Below are 12,401 nucleotides of genomic sequence, written 5' to 3' on the forward strand. Positions count from 1 at the left end.
AGAAAGTGATACCATCGCGCATCCTCCCTGAATCGCACGTCGGCAAGCCTCTGGGAATCCCTAAATGGACTCTTTCGTTCCGGTCAATCCACTAGTTAACATTCCATAGGATAAATGACATGACGTGTGGACAGCAAACCGCCATTATCGTTAGCGTAATTCTCTCCTGCTTTTTCGTGCATCTTGGCTTTCTGATTCAAACCAGCGCCCGTCAGGTAAGCGAATATCCACATTGCGTGGGTTGGTTCGGGGTCGAGGACGAACGTTGTAAAACAGATCAAGTCTTTGACAGACTCAGGTCTTCGGTTGGTCTGCCGTGAAGACCTTAAGCGGGGTTTCCTATGGCGCACTTTGCGGCTGGCCCGACCAAGCTGTGTTTCGTGCTTGATGCCTAGCTAACAGCCGTCCCCATGCTTCGCCTTTAGCTTTCGCAGCACCAGCGCGCTTTGCGCCCATTGCGGGGTTTTCCCCGGCACAAGTGCCCGCCCATTGGCAGGCACGGAAATGGCGGCTGGCGCGCCCGCTGTAGCCCGCGCTTCGAAGGCTTCCCGCGTTTCGTCCGGTTCGCGTGAGATAGAACCGCCGCCGATGATGAGCGTGCTCATAGGTTCGCCGGTTTCCCCATCGCAAAGGGAAATGACGCTAGGCACCTCGCAATAACGAATTAGATGAGGATCGCTAATCCTTCGACATAGGTCGGGAATTGCGGTCGCCATCGCAGCACCCGCCTGGCCTTGCCGTTGGCGACGCGGCGGTTCTCCATGTAGAATCCGCGCGCCATTTCCGAGAGGTTTGCGTTCGCCAGCGTCTCCAGCGGGGGGGGCGCCACGCCCATCAAACGGCAGGCGTGTTCGGTCACTTCATTGCCGCTGCACGGCAGATCGTCGCCAATATTATAGGCACCCGGCGGTGCGTCCTGTGTCAGCGCGGCGACGACGGCGCTGGCAATGTCATCAACATGGACGCGGCTGAACACCTGCCCCTGCAAATCGATCCGCCGCGCCTTACCCTCCTTCACTCGGTCGAGCGCGCTGCGCCCCGGCCCGTAGATCCCCGGCAGCCGGAACACCCGCGCGCTCATGTTCAGCCATGCGAGGTCAGCCTCGGCGCGGGCGTTCCTTCGGCCCTCTCCCGATTGCGCAATTGTGGGCGTCGCCTCGTCCACCCATGCGCCTTGTCTGTCGCCGTAAACACCGGTCGACGAGAGGTAACCTAACCACTGCCCCTCGAACTGGTCATAGTAGAAATCCAGCACCGGATCGATCCCGGATGACCGGTCTGGCGGAACCGAAGATAGGATATGCGTCGCCTTGTCCATGCGCTCAAGCACGGCAATGGCATCCATCCATTCGAGGTTGCCATTGCGGCCCGTAGCATCGACTCGCCACCCGCGCTCCCGCATCGCAGCGGCAATGCGCGTAGCTGTGTAGCCGAGGCCAAAGATCAGGAGATTGCTCATGCCTCTCACCTTGCCGTTCGCCCCGAGCAAAGTCGAGAGGTCGGGCGAATGTGTCTCGACTACGCTCAACACGAACGGGTAAAGGGCACGGCATGGATATCGCAACCACCCCCACCACCCCAGACGGCAACCCCGAACTCGCGGATGCCGCGCCGACCCCGCACGATCCCCCGGTGATCCGCCGCGAGGATTACCGACCATACCCGTGGCGCGTGCCGACGACGCATCTCGACTTCCAGCTGGGGCTTGAGGCGACGCAGGTCACGGCGACCCTGACGGTCGAACGCAACCCCGCCGCCGAACCCAGCCGCGAACTGCGCCTCAACGGCGACAGCCTTTCCGCGCTCAACGCCACCATCGACGGCGCGCCTGCGGATTGGCAGATGGACGGCCCCGATCTCGTTCTCACCTTGCCCGGCGACAAGCACACGGTCGCAATCGTCACCACCATCGACCCTGCCGCGAACACCCAGCTGATGGGCCTCTATGCCTCGAACGGGATGCTCTGCACCCAGTGCGAGGCCGAGGGCTTCCGCCGCATCACGTTCTTCCCCGACCGGCCCGATGTGCTGTCGACCTATACCGTGCGGATGGCGGGCGACGCATCGGCATTCCCGGTGCTGCTGTGCAACGGCAACCGCGTGGCCGAGGGTGTGAACGGCGATGGCACCCATTGGGCTGAATGGCACGATCCCTGGCCCAAGCCGTCCTATCTGTTCGCGCTGGTGGCGGGCGATCTGGTGGCCAATTCCAGACCCTTTACCACACAATCGGGCCGCGTAGTCGAATGCAACATCTGGGTGCGGGCCGATGACCTCGCGCGCACCGACCATGCGCTCGAATCGCTCCATCGAGCGATGAAGTGGGACGAGGACGTGTTCGGGCGCGAATATGACCTTGATCTCTACAACATCGTCGCCGTGTCCGATTTCAACATGGGAGCGATGGAGAACAAGGGGCTCAACGTCTTCAACACCAAATACGTGCTGGCCGACCCCGATACCGCGACAGATGGCGACTTTGACGCAGTCGAAGGCGTGATTGCGCACGAATATTTCCACAACTGGTCGGGCAACCGCGTGACCTGCCGCGACTGGTTCCAGCTTTCGCTGAAAGAAGGCTTCACCGTGCTGCGCGACCAATTGTTCTCGCAGGATATGCAGGGTGAGGCGGTCAAGCGGATCGAGGATGTGCGCATCCTGCGCGGCGCGCAGTTCCCCGAAGATGCCGGGCCGCTTGCCCACCCGATCCGGCCCGACTCTTACCGCGAAATCAGCAATTTCTACACCGCCACCGTCTATAACAAGGGTGCCGAAGTCATCCGCATGATGCGGACGATGGCGGGGTTGGAGCGGTTCCGCCAAGGCACCGATCTCTACTTCGATCGCCACGATGGCGAGGCGGCGACCTGTGAGGATTTCGTGCGTGCGATCGAAGACGGAGCGGGGCTTGATCTCACCCAGTTCCGCCGGTGGTATTCACAGGCCGGCACGCCGCGTGTGGTAGTGTCGCAGGCGCTGAATGGTGACACGCTGACACTGACGCTCAGGCAGACCGTGCCCCCCACCCCCGGCCAGCCCGACAAGGCGCCGATGCCAATCCCGCTGCGGGTGGTCGTGCATTCGCGGGGCGGCATGCTGGGGGCAGAACAGTTGATCGTGCTCACCGACGCGGAGCAGACCTTCACCCTCCCGCTCGCCGGGCCCGATCCGGTGGTGTCGATCAACCGCGGCTTCACCGCCCCGGTGGTGATTGATCGAGCTTTGGTGCGCGAAGACCTCGTGTTCCTCGCCGCGCAGGATGACGATCCCTTCGCCCGTTCCGAAGCCTTGCAGGAACTCGCTGTCAGTCACCTCGTCGGAATCGCGAGCGGCGAATTGTCGGTCGACGAAAAGGCCGCAGGCGAGGCGGCGATCATCGGCGCGTTCCGGTCGAGCATCGCTGACACCGCGCTCGATGATGCGATGCGCGGTGAATTGATGGTGCTGCCGTCAGAAAACTACCTGTTCGAAGTCATGGCCACAGGCGACCGGTTGGCCGACCCCGGCGCGATCCACGCTGCACGCGAAGGGTTGAAGGCGGCCATCGGCGTCGCGCTGGCAGATGATCTGCTGGCGCTTCACGCGCGCGCTTCGGCGGTCACGCTCGATGATCCGGCGGGACGGGGTGCGCGCAAGGTCAAGACTGCGGCGCTCGCGCTGATCGCGGCCGCCGATCCGGCGCGCGCCGCCACGCTTGCCGCGCAGCAATATGACGCGGCGGACAACATGACCGACCGGCAAGGCGCGCTGATGGTACTGTGCGGGCTCGATCATCCCGCGCGCGAAGAGAAGCTGGCGGCGTTCTATGATCGCTACCAGCACAACCCGTTGGTGGTGGACAAGTGGTTCACTTTGCAAGCGCTCTCGCTCCACCCCGATGTGATCGCGCAGGTCCGCAAGTTGGCCGAACACCCGGACTTCACCATGAAGAACCCCAACCGGGTGCGTTCTCTGCACATGGCGTTCGCGGGCAATCCCAAGGGCTTCCATGCAGCCAGCGGCGAAGGCTATCGGATGGTGGCGGACGTGATCCTCGCGCTGGATCCGATCAACCCGCAAACGGCGGCGCGGTTTGTCCCGTCACTCGGGCGCTGGCGGCGGATCGAGTCGGTGCGCGCGGCGTTAATGAAGGGCGAGCTTGAGCGGATCGCGGCGGCAGGAAACCTCTCGCGCGATACGTTTGAACAGGTCAGCCGCAGCCTCGATGGCTGAGATGCCCCCCTTTGCCATCGAGCGTTCAGTGCTGCTGGAAGGCATCCCGCACGGCTTTTTCGGCAGTGCAGGCGGCGCGCATCAATTCGGCTTTGGCGGGCCGGGCGATGCTGCGGATGTGCGAAAGCTGCGAGCGGAAGCGGCAGATGCGATACTGCCTGGCGGGCGGCTGGCCGCGCCGCATCAGGTGCATTCGCCCGATGTTGTGGTAGTGGATTATGCTTGGGATGATGCTGCCGAAGGTCGCCCGGTGGTCGATGCGGTTGTAACTGCCAAGCCCGGCATCGTGCTAGGCATCGTTACCGCTGATTGTGCGCCCATCTTGCTGGCTGACCGCGCGGCAGGGGTGATTGGCGCGGCCCATGCCGGGTGGCGCGGCGCGGTGGGCGGAGTGATTGCAAATACCGTCGCCGCGATGGAGCGCCTTGGCGCGCGGCGAAATGCAATCGCAGCAGTGATCGGGCCGACCATCGCGCAGGCCAGCTACGAAGTTGACGCCGCTTTCCGCGCGCAATTCGATGTCGCCGCGAACCGCTTTTTTGCGCCCGCACCGGAGCGTGAAGGCATTGTGCGCTGGTATTTTGATCTTCCAGGCCACATCGTCACAAAATTGACCGATGCTGGCATTGATAAAATTGCTGATATCGGCCGAGATACGCTCTGCGACGTTGCGCATTACCATTCCTACCGCCGCGCGACCCAAGTGGGCGAAGGTAATTATGGAAGACAAATCAGCATGATAGCCCTTCCCTGATGCGAGTTTGCACACTGACGAACAGGCCTTGAATAAAACACAGTTGGATTTTTGAGCGATTGCCGTTAATTGCCCCCGCGAGTTCTGGGTGGGTTGGGTAGCAAACGCTCATGCTGTCCGGAGCAGGGACCAATTAAGCAGATCAAGCCGGAGGCGCCAGCTTTCGGATCTGGAACACCACGCTGCGCAAGGCATCACAACCGCGCGGCAACACGAGCAGGGTATTTGACGATGGCTGAAATGAGCGGTGCGACCACTCCCGCAGGTGCCTCGGAAATGACGGAAGGCGCAGATGGCATCCGCCGTCGCGACTGGATTCACATCGCTGCATTGAGCACAGCGGGCGTAGGCGGGGCATCGCTACTGTTTCCGCTGGTGAGCCAGATGAGCCCCTCGGCCGACGTGTTGGCGCAGGGCAGCACCGAAGTCGATGTGAGTGCGATCGAGGCGGGGCAGGCCATCAAGACGATGTTCCGCAAGCAGCCGCTGTTTGTTCGCCGCCTCACGGCGGAAGAGATAGACGAGGCCAACGCGGTTGATATTTCTACTCTGCGCGATCCGCAGAGCTTGGCTGAGCGAACCAAGGAAGGGCATGAAGACATGCTCATTACAATGGGCGTTTGCACCCATCTGGGCTGTGTGCCGTTGGGCGCAGGCGAAGGCGAGAACCGCGGCGAATATGGTGGCTACTTCTGCCCCTGCCATGGTTCGCATTACGACACCGCAGCGCGCATACGCAAAGGCCCGGCACCGCTCAATCTGGTAGTGCCTGAATACGAGTTCACGTCCGATACCGTAGTCCGCATCGGCTGATCCCGCATAACAGAATGACAATGAACACCTATCCGATCCGTAACATCGATCAATTCGAGAGAACGCTATGAGTTTCGCCTGGGCAAAGCAGTACGAGCCGCAATCCGCTTTCACCAAGTGGCTTGACGAGAAATTGCCGCTTCCGCGTCTCGTCTACAATGCGGTTGGCGCCGGTTATCCGGTGCCGCGCAATCTCAACTACATGTGGAATTTCGGCGTGCTCGCCGGGTTCTTCCTGGTAGTGCAGATTGTTACCGGGGTTGTTCTGGCGATGCATTATGCCGCCAATGCCGGGGTTGCTTTCAGCACGGTCGAACACATCATGCGCAACGTCAACTACGGCTGGATGCTGCGTTACGCCCACGCCAACGGTGCAAGCTTCTTCTTCATTGTGATCTATCTGCACATTTTCCGCGGGTTCTTCTATTCATCCTACAAGGCCCCGCGCGAGATGATCTGGCTGCTGGGCGTGGTGATCTTCCTGCTAATGATGGCAACCGCCTTCATGGGTTATGTGCTTCCGTGGGGCCAGATGAGCTTCTGGGGGGCGCAGGTGATCACCGGCCTGTTCAGCGCCATCCCGATCGTGGGTGAGCCGCTGCAGGTTTGGCTGCTGGGCGGGTTTGCTCCTGATAACGCAGCGCTCAACCGTTTCTTCTCGCTGCACTTCCTGCTGCCGTTTGTGATTGCTGGGGTTGTGATCTTGCACATCTGGGCGCTGCACATCCCCGGCTCGTCAAACCCGACCGGTGTGGAAGTGAAGCAGGAATCGGACACCGTGCCGTTCCACCCCTACTACACGGCGAAGGATGGTTTCGGGCTGGGCGTGATTCTCATCTTCTTCACGCTGATGGTATTTTTCCTGCCCAACGCACTCGGGCACCCGGACAATTATATCGAGGCCAACCCGCTCTCAACCCCGGCGTTGATCGTGCCGGAATGGTACTTCTACCCCTTCTACGCGATCTTGCGCGCCTTCACGGGCGATCTCACCATCCCGTTTACCGGCATTGTGTTGATCCCGGCGAAACTCCTCGGCGTGATCGCGATGTTCGGATCGATCCTGGTGTGGTTTATCCTGCCGTGGCTGGACAAGAGCCCGGTACGGTCGGGCCACTATCGCCCGCTGTTCCGCAAATTCTTCTGGTTCGGCTTGATCCCGACCATGGCAGCGCTGTTCTATCTTGGCGGTGCTCACGCGGAAGAGCCCTACATCATGTTCAGCCAGATATTCACGGCGTATTACTTCCTGCACTTCCTCGTGATCCTGCCGATTGTAAGCCAGATCGAAGTGCCTAAGCCGCTGCCCTTCTCGATCACCGAAGCGGTGACCGGCAAGGATAAGCCGGCCGAGTAATCGGTCGGGGCAGTTCTCACGCAATTTGATCCGATAACCAGAAAGAGTTCGGTCATGACTATTCGCCTCGGAGGTATCATCGCCGGCCTCGCCATCACTGCGGTGCTGGTGCTGTGGTCGCTGGTGCCAGGTTTCATGAACTTCGCATTCGGCCCTGCACCGGAACAGCAGCCTTCCTATGCCTTCTATGAACATGGCGTCGGGCCTGAAGACGGCTTCTCGTTTGACGGCCCGCTTGGCACTTGGGACGTTGCCCAACTGCAGCGCGGGTATCAGGTTTACAAAGAAGTCTGTTCGGCGTGCCACAGCCTGAAGTTCGTGGCGTTCCGCAACCTGCGGCAGCTCAGCTACACCGAAGCGGAAGTAGAAGCCGAAGCGAAAAGCTGGACGGTGCCGGGGATCGATCCGAACACTGGTGAAAACACCACCCGTCCGGGTAATCCGACCGATCATTTCCCGATGCCTTACCCCAATGCGATCGCCGCCGCAGCAGCCAACAACAATGCCATCCCGCCCGACCTTTCGCTGATTACCAAGGCCCGGCCTGACGGATCGAACTACGTCTATGACCTGTTGACCGGTTATGGAGAGCCTGATGCTGCAAAGGCCGCCAAGGTCGGTTTTGAAACCCCGGCTGGCCTGTATTTCAACAAGCACTTCCCCAACGTCAATATCGCGATGGCTCCGCCGCTCGCGATTGACGGCCAGGTAACCTATGCTGATGGAACCGAGGCGACCATTCCGCAGATGGCGACCGACGTTGCAGCGTTCCTGACCTGGACGGCAGAACCTTCGTTGGTCGAGCGCAAGCAGACCGGCTGGTTTGTGCTCGGCTTCCTGCTGTTCGCAACAGCGCTGGCATTCCTGTCGTACAAGCAGATCTGGGCCGGGATGAAGCCGAAGAAGAAGTAAGTCTTCCCGTTCAATGTAAACGCCAAGAACGCCCCATCGTCCCCTGCGGATGGTGGGGCGTTCTGCTTTTAACGTGCCGCAAAGGGGCCTTTTGACATGACACCTCCGCATCTCTCTCCCGCAGAGCTCAAGGCGCTGGTGCGCACGGTTCCCGATTTCCCCCAGCATGGCATCCAGTTCCGCGATATCACCCCGCTGATCGGCCACCCCCGGGGCATGGCGGCGAGCGTGCATCATCTTGCCGAGTGGGCTGATGTGGCAGGCGCGCACAAGATTGCGGGGATGGAAGCGCGCGGATTCATTTTCGGCGCGGCAGTGGCGGTGCAGCTTGGTGTCGGCTTCGTGCCTGTCCGAAAGCCGGGCAAACTGCCGATCGCGACCATCAGCATCGACTACGCGCTTGAATACGGCACCGATCGACTGGAAATGGACCCGGGCGCGATTGAGCCGGGGCAGAAAGTGGTGATTGTCGATGATCTGATCGCCACCGGAGGCACGGCGTTGGCCTCGGCGCAGCTGCTGCGCAAGGCGGGCGCGGTGATCGAAGCGGCGCTGTTCGTGATCGACCTGCCTGACCTTGGCGGTGCAGCGCGGCTACGCGATGCCGGGATAGCGGTCAGCGCGCTGATGGAATTCGAAGGCGATTGATCAGCTGAGCTTGGCGACTTCAGCCAGCACCTTCTGCGCCCATTCGGGGCGGCAGATCAACAGATCGGGCATGTAGGTATCGGCTTGATTGTAAACCGGCGGCGATCCGTCGATCCGCGAACAATGCAGCCCGTGTGCCAGCGCTACGGCAACCGGCGCGCAGCTGTCCCATTCGTACTGCCCGCCCGAATGCAGATAGACCTCGGCCTCGCCGCGCACCACCGCCATCGCCTTGGCCCCCGCGCTGCCCATCGGCACCAGCGTTCCGCCAAGCACATTAGCCACCGCCTCGGCTTCGCGCGCGGGCCGGGTGCGGCTGACGACAAAACGCGGTTGGGGGGCCATCGGAGCAAGCGGCGTCGGCGCGTCCGAGCGTAGCACCACCCCGCCATCCAGTCCGGGCAGCGCCACCGCACCCAGCACCGCGACCCCATCAACCGCAAGCGCGACATGGACCGCCCAATCGGCGCGGGCCTCGCCATATTCGCGGGTGCCGTCGACCGGATCGATAATCCACACCCGGCTTTGGGTCAGGCGTGCGGCGTTGTCCTTTTCCTCTTCCGACAGCAGGCCATCATCGGGCCGGGCGGCGCGGATCGCGTGGCACAAAAACTGGTTGGCCGTCGCATCGCCTGCCGCGCCAAGCGCTTTGCCGGCAAGCAGCCCGCTGTCCCGCACATCCACCAGCAAATGCCCCGCAGCCTGCGCCAACCGCGCTGCCAATTCGCCGTCGCTCAATCCTGCCCCACTGCTCATTTGAGCGGCAAGATCTGCTGAATGATGAACCGTGCCGCCTCCTCGGGTGTCATATCCACCGTATTGACCCGGATTTCGGGATTTTCGGGTGCTTCATAGGGACTGTCGATCCCGGTGAAGTTCTTGAGCTGCCCGGCGCGCGCTTTCTTGTAGAGGCCCTTCACATCGCGGCTTTCGGCCACTTCCAGCGGCGTATCGACGAAGATTTCGATGAACTCACCAGGCTCCAGCATGTCGCGCACCATCTGGCGTTCGGCGCGGAACGGCGAGATGAACGCGGTGAGCACAATCAGCCCAGCATCCGCCATTAACTTCGCCACTTCGCCCACGCGGCGGATATTTTCGATCCGGTCGGTCTCGGTAAAGCCCAGATCGCGGTTGAGACCATGGCGGACATTGTCGCCATCCAGAAGGAAGGTGTGGCGGTTCATCACGAACAGCTGTTTTTCGACTTCGTTGGCGATGGTCGATTTGCCGCTGCCCGAAAGCCCGGTGAACCACAGCACACGCGGCCGCTGGTTCTTCATGCTCGCGTGATCATCGCGGGTGATCGCGGTCGGCTGCCAATGGACATTATCGGCGCGGCGCAGGCTGAAGGCGATCATCCCCGCAGCGACGGTCGCGTTGGTGAACTTGTCGATCAGGATGAACCCACCCAGCTGGCGACTTTCCGCATAGGGCTCAAACACGATCGGGCGATCGGTGGCAAATTCAACCACGCCGATGGCGTTGAGGCCCAGCGTCTTGGCCGCCAGATGTTCGAGACTATTGACGTCTATCTCGTATTTGGGCGGCTGAACCGTCGCGGTGACGGTTTGCGTGCCAAGTTTGAGCCAATAGCCGCGTCCCGGCTTCAACGCCTCCTCGTCCATCCACACCAGAGTTGCGCTGAACTGATCGGATGCCTGCGGCGGATCGCCCGCAGCCGCGATCACATCGCCGCGGCTGCAATCGACCTCATCAGCCAGTGTCAGCGTGACCGACTGGCCCGCGACCGCTTCGTCCAGTTCGCCCGCAAAGGTGACGATTGATTTGACCGTGCTGGTCTTGCCCGACGGCACGATCCGCACCGCATCACCAGCGCGGATGGTTCCGCTGGCGATCAATCCGGCGAAACCGCGAAAATCGAGGTTGGGGCGGTTGACCCACTGCACCGGCATTCGGAACGTCTGACTTTGCGCGGCGGCGGCGTCCACCTCCACCGATTCAAGGTGCTCGATCAGCGCCGGGCCATCATACCATGGGGTGTTGGCCGAGGGCGAAGCCGTGATATTATCGCCCTTGAAACCCGAAATCGGGATCGCGGTGAAGGCGCCTATCCCGATGCTGGTCGCAAACGCTCGGTAATCAGCCACAATTGCGTCAAACACCGTCTGGTCATAGCTGACCAGATCCATCTTGTTCACCGCCAACACTACGTGCCGGATGCCGAGCAGGTGGACGAGAAAAGAGTGCCGCCGCGTTTGCTGCAACACCCCCTTGCGCGCATCGATCAGGATCACCGCAAGATCGGCGGTCGAAGCGCCGGTCACCATATTGCGAGTATATTGTTCATGCCCCGGCGTATCGGCGACGATGAACTTGCGCTTTTCGGTGGCGAAGAAGCGGTAGGCGACGTCGATGGTGATGCCCTGTTCGCGCTCCGCCGCAAGGCCATCGACCAGCAGCGCGAAGTCGATCTCTTCGCCTTGGGTACCGTGGCGTTTGCTGTCACTTTCGAGCGCGGCGAGCTGATCTTCGAAGATCATCTTGGAATCATACAGCAGACGCCCGATCAGGGTGGACTTGCCATCATCCACGCTGCCGCAGGTGATGAACCGCAGAAGGCTCTTGTTCTGATGCGCGGTGAGATAGGCGTCGATATCCTCTGCGATCAGTGCATCGGTCTGGAACGAAGAAGGCGTGGTCATCAGAAGTAGCCCTCCTGCTTTTTCTTCTCCATGCTGGCGTCGCCGCCGTCCTTGTCGATCACCCGGCCCTGGCGTTCGCTGGTGGTGGTGAGCAGCATTTCCTGCACGACTTCGGACAGGGTAGAGGCGGTGCTTTCAACCGCGCCGGTTAGCGGGAAGCAGCCGAGCGTGCGAAACCGGATGGATCGCGTGGTGATTTCGGGCTTGTGGCCCATCGCCTGCTCCAGCCGGGGCAGATCATCGGCCATGAACAGCCCGCCTTCATATTCGTAAGTCGGGCGCGGGGCGGCGAAATACAGCGGCACGATCTCGATATTTTCGGCCATGATATATTGCCAGATGTCGAGTTCGGTCCAGTTTGAGATCGGGAACACCCGGATGCTTTCGCCCTTCTTTTTGCGGGTGTTGTAAAGGTTCCAGAGTTCCGGGCGCTGATTTTTCGGATCCCAGCCGTGGTGTGCTGTGCGGAAACTGAACACGCGTTCTTTGGCGCGGCTTTTTTCCTCATCACGCCGCGCGCCGCCGAAGGCAACATCAAATCCGTGAAGGTCGAGCGCCTGTTTCAGCCCTTGCGTCTTCCACATATCCGTGTGCAGCGGGCCGTGTTCGAACGGGTTGATCCCGCGCGCTTTGGCTTCGGGGTTGTGATAGACCAGCAGCTCCATCCCGGCATCGCGCGCCGCCTTTTCGCGCAAGGCATACATGTCCTTGAACTTCCAGGTGGTGTCGACATGCAGCAGCGGAAACGGCGGAGGCGCTGGGTAGAACGCCTTTTTGGCTAGATGCAGCATCACCGCTGAATCCTTGCCTACCGAATAAAGCATAACCGGCTTTTCCGCCTCGGCCACGACTTCACGCAAGATATGGATGCTTTCGGCTTCGAGCCGTTCAAGATGGGTCAGGCTGCGCATAATTTGCAGCTACACGCAGAACCGCGCAAGACAAGCACAGTTTTGGTTGGGGCAGGCCAAGCGCAGGCATTGGATAGCGGGAACGCCAGAGGGCCGATAGGTGACAAACAAGATGGGTTGTCCTTGCG

General features: G+C 61.1%; 11 protein-coding genes. 6 read left to right on the plus strand and 5 right to left on the minus strand.

What is annotated here, in order from left to right; translation table 11 throughout:
• Positions 1 to 395: 395 nt before the first annotated feature.
• Both ACSSV3_RS00005 and ACSSV3_RS00010 read right to left on the minus strand, forming a co-directional pair.
• Entirely contained in the window at positions 396 to 605 is a 210-nt protein-coding gene (locus tag ACSSV3_RS00005; protein WP_354325293.1) for a hypothetical protein, read from the minus strand.
• A gap of 59 nt (positions 606 to 664) precedes the next feature.
• Positions 665 to 1,459 (minus strand): NAD-dependent epimerase/dehydratase family protein, encoded by a 795-nt coding sequence (locus tag ACSSV3_RS00010; RefSeq protein ID WP_354325291.1) that lies wholly within the window; start codon positions 1,457 to 1,459, stop codon positions 665 to 667.
• Positions 1,460 to 1,551: 92 nt separating this feature from the next.
• Between ACSSV3_RS00010 and pepN the strand changes: the two genes are divergently transcribed.
• From pepN to ACSSV3_RS00040, 6 genes are all read left to right on the plus strand, one after another.
• Entirely contained in the window at positions 1,552 to 4,212 is a 2,661-nt protein-coding gene (gene pepN, locus ACSSV3_RS00015; RefSeq protein WP_354325290.1) for an aminopeptidase N, read from the plus strand.
• The gene (gene pgeF, locus ACSSV3_RS00020) at positions 4,205 to 4,966 is read left to right on the plus strand and encodes a peptidoglycan editing factor PgeF (protein ID WP_354325288.1); all 762 of its coding nucleotides are present in this window, start codon (positions 4,205 to 4,207) and stop codon (positions 4,964 to 4,966) included. The genes pepN and pgeF overlap by 8 nt, the downstream gene beginning before the upstream one ends.
• Positions 4,967 to 5,206: 240 nt before the next feature.
• Entirely contained in the window at positions 5,207 to 5,779 is a 573-nt protein-coding gene (petA, locus tag ACSSV3_RS00025; RefSeq protein ID WP_354325320.1) for a ubiquinol-cytochrome c reductase iron-sulfur subunit, read from the plus strand.
• A 67-nt stretch (positions 5,780 to 5,846) separates the two neighbouring features.
• Positions 5,847 to 7,136, plus strand: a complete 1,290-nt coding sequence (locus ACSSV3_RS00030; protein WP_354325286.1) for a cytochrome b — start codon at positions 5,847 to 5,849, stop codon at positions 7,134 to 7,136.
• A 54-nt stretch (positions 7,137 to 7,190) separates the two neighbouring features.
• On the plus strand, positions 7,191 to 8,048 hold the full coding sequence (locus tag ACSSV3_RS00035) for a cytochrome c1 (protein ID WP_354325285.1): 858 nt from the start codon (positions 7,191 to 7,193) through the stop codon (positions 8,046 to 8,048).
• 96 nt (positions 8,049 to 8,144) lie between these two features.
• Positions 8,145 to 8,696, plus strand: coding sequence for an adenine phosphoribosyltransferase (locus tag ACSSV3_RS00040; RefSeq protein ID WP_354325283.1), 552 nt, complete (start codon positions 8,145 to 8,147; stop codon positions 8,694 to 8,696).
• Here ACSSV3_RS00040 and ACSSV3_RS00045 read toward each other — a convergent pair whose 3' ends face one another.
• The 3 genes from ACSSV3_RS00045 to cysD are packed head-to-tail and all read right to left on the minus strand — an operon-like array spanning position 8,697 to position 12,273.
• A complete protein-coding gene (locus tag ACSSV3_RS00045; protein ID WP_354325282.1) occupies positions 8,697 to 9,452 on the minus strand; it encodes a 3'(2'),5'-bisphosphate nucleotidase CysQ in 756 nt (251 codons plus the stop codon).
• Entirely contained in the window at positions 9,449 to 11,362 is a 1,914-nt protein-coding gene (gene cysN, locus ACSSV3_RS00050) for a sulfate adenylyltransferase subunit CysN (protein ID WP_354325279.1), read from the minus strand. The genes ACSSV3_RS00045 and cysN overlap by 4 nt, the downstream gene beginning before the upstream one ends.
• Positions 11,362 to 12,273, minus strand: a complete 912-nt coding sequence (gene cysD / locus ACSSV3_RS00055) for a sulfate adenylyltransferase subunit CysD (protein ID WP_354325278.1) — start codon at positions 12,271 to 12,273, stop codon at positions 11,362 to 11,364. The genes cysN and cysD overlap by 1 nt, the downstream gene beginning before the upstream one ends.
• Positions 12,274 to 12,401: the final 128 nt, after the last annotated feature.

The organism is Porphyrobacter sp. MBR-49, assembly GCF_053628655.1.

Bases quoted from the DNA above. Each gene is read 5' to 3' on its own strand.
- ACSSV3_RS00005 (WP_354325293.1), bottom strand. From the start codon at position 605: ATGAGCACGCTCATCATCGGCGGCGGTTCTATCTCACGCGAACCGGAC.
- ACSSV3_RS00010 (WP_354325291.1), bottom strand. From the start codon at position 1,459: ATGAGCAATCTCCTGATCTTTGGCCTCGGCTACACAGCTACGCGCATT.
- pepN (WP_354325290.1), top strand. From the start codon at position 1,552: ATGGATATCGCAACCACCCCCACCACCCCAGACGGCAACCCCGAACTC.
- pgeF (WP_354325288.1), top strand. From the start codon at position 4,205: ATGGCTGAGATGCCCCCCTTTGCCATCGAGCGTTCAGTGCTGCTGGAA.
- petA (WP_354325320.1), top strand. From the start codon at position 5,207: ATGAGCGGTGCGACCACTCCCGCAGGTGCCTCGGAAATGACGGAAGGC.
- ACSSV3_RS00030 (WP_354325286.1), top strand. From the start codon at position 5,847: ATGAGTTTCGCCTGGGCAAAGCAGTACGAGCCGCAATCCGCTTTCACC.
- ACSSV3_RS00035 (WP_354325285.1), top strand. From the start codon at position 7,191: ATGACTATTCGCCTCGGAGGTATCATCGCCGGCCTCGCCATCACTGCG.
- ACSSV3_RS00040 (WP_354325283.1), top strand. From the start codon at position 8,145: ATGACACCTCCGCATCTCTCTCCCGCAGAGCTCAAGGCGCTGGTGCGC.
- ACSSV3_RS00045 (WP_354325282.1), bottom strand. From the start codon at position 9,452: ATGAGCAGTGGGGCAGGATTGAGCGACGGCGAATTGGCAGCGCGGTTG.
- cysN (WP_354325279.1), bottom strand. From the start codon at position 11,362: ATGACCACGCCTTCTTCGTTCCAGACCGATGCACTGATCGCAGAGGAT.
- cysD (WP_354325278.1), bottom strand. From the start codon at position 12,273: ATGCGCAGCCTGACCCATCTTGAACGGCTCGAAGCCGAAAGCATCCAT.